This window comes from Mycobacterium kyorinense (assembly GCF_001672775.1).
Classification (GTDB): Bacteria; Actinomycetota; Actinomycetes; order Mycobacteriales; family Mycobacteriaceae; genus Mycobacterium; species Mycobacterium kyorinense_A.
Genome location: NZ_LZKJ01000085.1, coordinates 68,209 through 74,652 on the forward strand (window position 1 = coordinate 68,209; position 6,444 = coordinate 74,652).

Consider the following 6,444-nt stretch of genomic DNA (forward strand, 5'->3'; position numbering starts at 1 on the left):
AGTATCAAAACGCAGAGCTGACTAGTCGATTTTGGGTGGAGGTCCCGGTTTGGCCGAACGCGGTGGTAGTCCCTCTGATCTGCTGGTGATCTTCGGCATCACCGGCGATCTGGCCCGCAAGATGACCTTCCGAGCGCTCTACCGGCTGGAGCGACGCGAGTTGCTGCAGTGCCCGGTGTTGGGTGTGGCCAGCGACGACATTACCAAGGACGAATTAGTCAAGCGGGCCCGCAAAGCCATCGGCGAGACCGGCGAGAAACTCGACGACGCGGTGTTCGACCGGCTCGCTGACCGGTTGTCCTACCTGCACGGCGACGTCACCGACGCGGGGCTGTACAAGGAGCTGGCCGAGCACATAGGGACCGACCGCACGTGCCTCTACTACCTGGAAATGCCGCCGTCGCTGTTCGCGCCAATCGTTGAAAACCTGGGGAAAGTCGGGCTGCTGGAGCGATCGCGCGTCGCGGTGGAAAAACCGTTCGGTCACGACTTGAAGTCAGCACAGGAGCTCAACGCGCAATTGCGCGCGGTGCTCGACGAAGACCAGATCCTGCGCGTGGACCACTTCTTGGGCAAACAGCCCGTCGTCGAGCTGGAATACCTGAGGTTCGCCAACACGACGGTGGCCGAGTTGTGGGACCGCCGCAGCATCTCCGAGATCCATATCACGATGGCCGAGAATTTCGGCGTCGAGGACCGGGGCAAGTTCTACGACGCGGTCGGGACGCTGCGCGACGTCGTGCAAAACCATCTGCTGCAGGTGCTCGCGCTGGTGGCGATGGAGCCGCCGGTGGGGCCGAGCGCCGACGACCTCAACGACAAACGCTACGAAGTGTTCCGCGCGATGCCCGCTCTGGATCCCGCGCATTACGTGCGGGGCCAGTATGCGGGCTACACCGACATCGACGGAGTGGCCGACGGCTCGCAGACCGAGACCTTCGTCGCGCTGCGCACCGAGATCGACAACTGGCGCTGGGCCGGCGTACCGATTTTTCTGCGGGCAGGCAAGGCGTTGCCGGAGAAAGTGACCGAGGTCCGGTTGTTCACCCGCCGGGTTCCCGCATTGGCGTTCCTGCCCAAACGTGAACGCGCCGAACGCAACCAGATCGTGTTGCGGGTCGACCCCGATCCGGGATTGCGGCTGCAGTTGGTGGCGCTGGACGGCGACTCATGGCGCGACGTCCACCTGGACTCGTCCTTCGCGGCGGACCTCGGCGAACCGATCCGGCCCTATGAGCGGCTATTACATGCCGGGTTGACCGGCGACCGGCAGCTGTTCGCCCGCGAAGACAGCATCGAAGAAACGTGGCGGATTGTGCAGCCGCTGCTTGACACTCCGGGCGAGGTCCATTCCTACGAGCCCGGCTCGTGGGGCCCCGAAGCCGCGCGGTCGCTGCTGCGCGGCCACCACGGTTGGGAAGAACCGTGGATGCCGGCCAACAACCAGGCGTCGAAGTAAGGAGAACGGACGAAGATGCAGCTAGGGATGATCGGCCTCGGCCGGATGGGCGCCAATATCGTCCGCCGCCTGGTCAAAGACGGACACGAATGCGTGGTCTACGACCACAATCCCGATGCGGTCAAGGCGATGGCCGGCGAAGACAACACCACCGGGGTGTCGTCGTTGGCCGAGCTGGCCGAGAAGCTCACCGCGCCGCGCGTGGTCTGGGTGATGGTGCCGGCCGGCGATATCACCACCGGGGTGATCATCGAGCTGGCCAATACCCTCGCCGAGGGCGACATCGTCATCGACGGCGGCAACTCCTACTACCGCGACGACATGCGGCACGCAAAAGCGTTGTCCGAGAAGGGGATACACCTGCTGGACTGCGGCACCAGCGGCGGCGTGTGGGGCCGGGAACGCGGCTACTGCCTGATGATTGGCGGCGACGCCGAAGCGGTGGCCCACGCCGAGCCAATCTTTGCCACGGTGGCGCCTGGGTTGGAGGCGGCGCCGCGCACGCCGGGTCGCGACGGCGAGGTCGCTCAATCGGAGAAGGGCTATTTGCACTGCGGGCCGTCGGGTGCCGGGCACTTCGTCAAGATGGTGCACAACGGCATCGAGTACGGGATGATGGCGTCGCTGGCCGAAGGGCTGAACATCCTGCGCAACGCCGACATCGGTACTCGCATGAAGAAGGGCGAGGGTGACGCGGAGACCGCGCCGCTGACGAATCCTGAGTTCTACCAATACAATATCGACATCCCCGAGGTCACCGAACTGTGGCGACGGGGCAGCGTGATCGAGTCATGGCTGCTGGATTTGACCGCGATTGCGCTGCACCAGGCTCCCGACCTGAAAGAGTTCGCCGGTCACGTCTCCGACTCCGGCGAGGGCCGGTGGACGTCGATCGCGGCGATCGACGAAGGGGTTCCCGCGCCGGTGCTGACCTCAGCGCTGTATTCGCGCTTCGCCTCCCGACGCCTCGACGAGTTCGCCGACAAGGCGCTGTCGGCGATGCGCAAGCAGTTCGGCGGGCACGACGAGAAGCCCGGCGCTTAGCGTTTGGCGAACCGCACCACGACGTCGCTGAAGGCGTCGTTGTCGTCACCGGCTGCGGTATGGCCGGCCCCGGTCAGTTCGACGAACTCCGCACTGGGGACTGTCGCCAGGAAGTGCCGCACTCCTTCCGGACTGACCACATCGGACAGTTTTCCGCGGATCAACAACACCGGAATCGTCAAGGATGCGGCGGCGTGCTCGAACTTCTCAGTGCGCAATTCCGGGTCGTCGCCGGGCTTGGTCATGAATGCCGGATCCCAGTGCCAATACCAGCGGCCATCACGCAGCCGCAGGTTCTTCTTCAACCCCTCCGGGCTGCGCGGCTTGGTCCGGTGCGGCAGATACGCGGCGACGGCGTCTGCGGCCTCTTCAAGGGAGCCGAAGCCATCGAGGCCGCTGAACATGAAGTCCCGGATGCGCGCGCTGCCGTTCTTCTCGAACCGCGGCACGACGTCGACCAGCACGAGCCCTGTCACCCGGTCCGCTCCGGCTTGGTCCGCGACCAGAATGCCGGTCAACCCGCCCATGCTCGCGCCGATCAGCACCACCGGACGGCCGATCGCATCGAGAACATGCGTGACGTCGCCGGCCAGGGTGTCGACGTCGTAGTCGGCGTCGGGCGCCCGGTCACTGTCGCCGTGCCCGCGACTATCGAGCGCGACGACGTGGAATCCCTCGTCGGCAAGGACTTGGCCGGTGTTCTTCCAGGAAAACCGGTTCTGGCCGCCGCCGTGCAGCATCAGAACGGTCGGCCGGTCGGTTGGTGTCTCGCGATTCCACTCGTCGGCCACCAGGGTGATGCCGTCGACGCCGGAGTACTTGACAGTCTGCGGTGTGCTGCTCACCGTGCTGACGTTACTCAGGGCCGGTTGCCCGATGAGTTTCCGGCGTCGCTCGGGTCAAACCCTGGGGAATCGACGAGAAGGAGGCGCCATGCCGGCGATCACGCCGTCACTGTGGTTCGACAACGACCTCGAGGAGGCGGCCGAGTTCTACACCTCGGTTTTTCCGAACTCGCACATCGAGGAACTCAGCCGTTATACCGACGCCGGGCCCGGCGAGCCGGGTGCGGTGATGACGGGGGTCTTCGTGCTCGACGGCACCCGCTTCATCGCCATCAACGGTGGCCCACACTTCAGGTTCACCGAAGCGGTGTCGTTCACCGTTGAGTGCCGCGACCAGGAGGAAGTCGACTACTACTGGGGCCGGCTGACCGAGGGGGGCGAAGAGTCGCAGTGGGGTTGGCTCAAGGACCGCTACGGGCTGAGTTGGCAGATCGTCCCACGGCGGCTCACGGAGTTGGTCAGCGATCCCGACCCCGCGCGCGCGGCCGCCGCTACCAAGGCGATGCTTTGCATGCGCAAGATCATCATTGCCGATGTGGAAGAGGCTGCCGCACACGCCTAAGTTGCGGCACTGCTCGACGTGATCGCTTCGCCGTCGGCACGTAGGTTGGTCAGTATGGCGTGGCCCGACAGCCCGATCGCGGTGCAGCGGACAGCGCTGGTCGTTGGCTTGGCCGTGGTGGTGGTGTTGGCGACGCTGGTGGGCTGGCTGGGTTTTCGCGCTTACGAGTCGCACGAAACCGAAGTGCGCCGCAACCTGTTCGTGCAAGCGGCACGGCAGGGGGCGGTCAACCTCACCACGTTCGACTACGAGCATGCCGACGCCGAGGAGCAGCGGATCCTGGGATCGGCGACGGGCAGCTTCTACGCCAACTTTCCGCAGCGGTGGCAGCCATTCCTCGACTTCGTCAAGCAAAGCCGGGCGGCATTGGCGGGCACTGTGGTTGAGGCCGGCCTCGAATCACAGACCGACGACGCGGGTCAGGTGCTAGTCGCGGTAGCAGTGAAGTCCACTGTTCCCGGAGGCACCGAGCAGGAGGCACAGGTGTGGCGGTTGCGGGTTACCGTGCAGAAGATGGGCGGCGAGGCCAAGCTCTCCAACGTCGCATTCGTGTCATGACCCGATCCGAACCCGGCCAGTCCGACGGCCAGCAATCCGCGACCAGCACCAGAGCGCACATACTGGTTTACGGCGTGCTGCCAGGGCTGGCACTGCTGCTGGCAGTAGCGGCGGCGCTGCTGAAATGGCAGGACTCGTCGGCCCGGGACATCGACCTCGCTCGGAGCCAATCAGTTCGCGCCGCAAAGGAATCCGCGGTGGCCCTACTGTCGTTCCGGCCTGACACCGTGGAGAAGGATGTAGAGGCCGCACGGAGTCGCCTGACCGGCCCCTTCAGCGAGACCTACCTGCAGGTGACGCGGGAGGTGCTTGTCCCCAACGCGAAAGAACAACAGGTGTCGGCGACTGCCAGTGTGCCTGCTGCGGCGTCCGTGTCGGCGACTCAGAACCATGCGGTGGTTTTGGTCTTCGTCGACCAGACCGTGACAGTCGGCAGCACGCCACCGACCGACGCCGTGACGGGAGTCCGGGTGTCGATGGACAAGGTGGGTGAGCGATGGCTGATCTGCGGATGGGACACCATCTGATGCGACCTGATCTGCATCCGCCGGCGCGTGAGCGATACTCGTCAGGCGGGAACCGCCGCACGAGCCGCAGTCGACACGAGAAGGATCGGTGATGACTGGACCGCGCTGGATCGACACGCACGCCCCTGAGGTTGAGCTGAAAGCGCTGACCTGGGGGCCGCCTGACGGCCCGATTGCGTTGTGCCTTCATGGTTTTCCGGACACTGCCTACGGCTGGCGTCATTTCGCTCCGCGCTTGGCCGAGTCGGGGTGGCGGGTAGTGGCGCCCTTTATGCGTGGTTATGCGCCGTCGTCGATACCGGCCGACGGCAGTTATCACATCGGCGCGCTGATGGATGATGCACTGCAGGTGCGGGCGGCGGTCGGTGGCACCGACCGCGATGTGGTGATCGGCCACGACTGGGGTGCGATCGCCGCGACTGGCTTGGCCGCAATGCCGGGCAGCCCGTTCGCCAAGGCGGTGATCATGTCGGTGCCGCCATCGGCGGCATTCCGGCCAGTGGGGCGGGTGGCCGACCGGGGCCGGCTGCTCGGCGAACTCCCGCATCAGCTGTTGCGCAGCTGGTACATCATGTACTTCCAATTACCTTATTTGCCAGAACGTTCCGCCTCATGGGTGGTGCCACGGCTGTGGCGGCGCTGGTCACCGGGTTATGACGCCGATGAGGACCTGCGCCACGTCGACGCCGCGATCGGGACACCGGAGAGTTGGCGCGCTGCACTAGGCCCGTATCGGGCGACCATCCGCAACACGCGTCCGCCGGCGCAGTATGCCGAATTGCACCGGCATTGGACGTCGGCGCCGCTATTGCCCAGCCTGTACCTGCACGGCCGCGATGACGGCTGTGCCACACCGGCTTTCGCGCACTGGACGGAGAAGGTACTTCCCCCGGGCAGCGATGTGGCGATCGTCGAACACGCCGGACATTTCTTGCAGCTCGAACAACCGGAGAACGTTGCCGACGTGGTGCTGGCCTTCATCGGCTCCGGCTAGGGCACCTCGTCGTCGTCTTCGCGGAGGAGTTTTTCGGGGTGGTGGTAGGTGTTGGTGCGTGGTTGGCCGTGGTCGAGGTGTGGGGGTGGGATCCATTGGGTGTCGCCGTTTTTGAGTTTGCGGGTGGTCCAGCCACTGGTGGTGACGAGTTTGTGGTGGGGTCCGCAGGCCAGGGTGAGGTCGTCGACGTTGGTGTCGCGGCATTGGGCGTAGTCGGTGACGTGGTGGACTTCGGTGAGGTAGCCGGGCACATCGCAGTGGGGGAAGGTGCAGCCACGGTCTTTGGCGTGCAGCACGATCCGCTGACCGGGGCAGGCCAACCGCTTGGTGTGGTAGAGCCCGATGGCGTTGCCGTTGTGGAAAATCGACAGGTAGTGGTGGGCGTGTGAGGCCAGCCGGATCACGTCGGACATGGGTAGCAGGGTGCCGCCGGCGGTGCGGGCTTTGCCGGTGCC

At 65.3% G+C, this 6,444-nt stretch carries 8 protein-coding genes; 6 read left to right on the plus strand and 2 right to left on the minus strand.

Translation table 11 applies throughout. The annotated features are described in order from the left end of the window. The first annotated feature begins 49 nt into the window (after window positions 1-49). On the plus strand, window positions 50-1,459 hold the full coding sequence (locus A5707_RS09125) for a glucose-6-phosphate dehydrogenase (protein WP_065014176.1): 1,410 nt from the start codon (window positions 50-52) through the stop codon (window positions 1,457-1,459). 15 nt (window positions 1,460-1,474) lie between these two features. Further along, window positions 1,475-2,503, plus strand: coding sequence for a phosphogluconate dehydrogenase (NAD(+)-dependent, decarboxylating) (gnd, locus tag A5707_RS09130; RefSeq protein ID WP_065014177.1), 1,029 nt, complete (start codon window positions 1,475-1,477; stop codon window positions 2,501-2,503). On the opposite strand, the gene A5707_RS09135 is transcribed toward gnd, so the two are convergent. Then, window positions 2,500-3,348, minus strand: coding sequence for an alpha/beta fold hydrolase (locus A5707_RS09135; RefSeq protein ID WP_419866404.1), 849 nt, complete (start codon window positions 3,346-3,348; stop codon window positions 2,500-2,502). The two genes, gnd and A5707_RS09135, sit on opposite strands and share 4 nt — an antisense overlap. An 88-nt stretch (window positions 3,349-3,436) precedes the next feature. Here A5707_RS09135 and A5707_RS09140 point away from each other — a divergent pair, with 88 nt between their 5' ends. From A5707_RS09140 to A5707_RS09155, 4 genes are all read left to right on the plus strand, one after another. Beyond that, window positions 3,437-3,910 carry a VOC family protein gene (locus A5707_RS09140; protein WP_065014179.1) on the plus strand — a complete coding sequence of 158 codons (474 nt, stop codon included), beginning with the start codon at window positions 3,437-3,439 and terminating at the stop codon, window positions 3,908-3,910. Window positions 3,911-3,964: 54 nt separating this feature from the next. Then, window positions 3,965-4,468, plus strand: a complete 504-nt coding sequence (locus A5707_RS09145; protein ID WP_065014180.1) for a mammalian cell entry protein — start codon at window positions 3,965-3,967, stop codon at window positions 4,466-4,468. Next, a complete protein-coding gene (locus A5707_RS09150) occupies window positions 4,465-4,995 on the plus strand; it encodes a hypothetical protein (protein ID WP_065014181.1) in 531 nt (176 codons plus the stop codon). Before A5707_RS09145 ends, A5707_RS09150 begins: the two co-directional genes overlap by 4 nt. 91 nt (window positions 4,996-5,086) lie before the next feature. Continuing rightward, window positions 5,087-5,989 (plus strand): alpha/beta fold hydrolase, encoded by a 903-nt coding sequence (locus tag A5707_RS09155; RefSeq protein WP_065014182.1) that lies wholly within the window; start codon window positions 5,087-5,089, stop codon window positions 5,987-5,989. On the opposite strand, the gene A5707_RS09160 is transcribed toward A5707_RS09155, so the two are convergent. Next, a partial coding sequence (locus tag A5707_RS09160) for an HNH endonuclease signature motif containing protein (RefSeq protein ID WP_156657713.1) occupies window positions 5,986-6,444 on the minus strand: 459 nt, incomplete at its 5' end. The genes A5707_RS09155 and A5707_RS09160 overlap by 4 nt on opposite strands.